This window comes from Colwellia asteriadis (assembly GCF_039523295.1).
GTDB lineage: Bacteria > Pseudomonadota > Gammaproteobacteria > Enterobacterales > Alteromonadaceae > Colwellia > Colwellia asteriadis.
The window spans coordinates 1-691 of record NZ_BAAAFA010000038.1; the positions used below are offsets into that span (position 1 = coordinate 1).

At 75.4% G+C, this 691-nt stretch carries 1 protein-coding gene; it reads right to left on the reverse strand.

The annotated features are described in order from the left end of the window. A partial coding sequence (locus tag ABD005_RS18130; RefSeq protein ID WP_343819163.1) for an Rv0909 family putative TA system antitoxin occupies window positions 1–574 on the reverse strand: 574 nt, incomplete at its 3' end. Window positions 575–691 lie beyond the last annotated feature (117 nt).

Here is a 691-nt window from a genome sequence, read left to right on the forward strand (position 1 = left end):
GGTCGACCGGGTCGTCGCCGACCCCGGCGACGACCGGTTCCTCGGGCTGGTCGACTGGCGTCGTACGGGCCCGGAGCTGTTCCGCTGCGTCGACGTCGGCTACGTGACGGCGCCGGGCGAGCGCGGGCCCGCCGAGGTCGTCACCGAGGGCGAGGACGTGGGCGGCGAGCAGGGCCGCGTCGCAGGCGGACTCCGCCTCGTGCCGCGCGGGCAGCACGGTGCGGTCGAGGCTGCCGTTGTGCGAGACGAGCCAGCGGCCGTCGGTGAAGGGCGCGCACGCGGTCTCGTCGAGCGGCATCCCCACGGTGGCGGAGCGCACGGCGGCGAGCACCGCGAGGGAGCGCTCGAGGACGTCGGGGGCGAGGGCGTCGACCCAGCGCACGCGGGGATCGGCGCGGGACCACGTCTCCTGGCGGGGGGCGGAGCGCCGGGTGGCCACCACGGTGCGCTCGTCGGCGAGCTGCCCGGCCTTCTCGAGGCCCTGCTCGACCTTGTCGCCGTGCTGGTCGACCAGCTCTGTCGCCTTCTCCCTGGCCTGGTCGGCCAGACCCTTGAGGTTGTCGAACATCCCCATGACGCAGCTCCCGGTCGTCCGCGGACGCCCGTGGCCGGACGTCGCTGGAGCGACCAGCGTACGCAGCCGGGTCCGGTCGTTGTCTAGGCTGGTCCGCCGTGTCGACCGCCCCGCAGG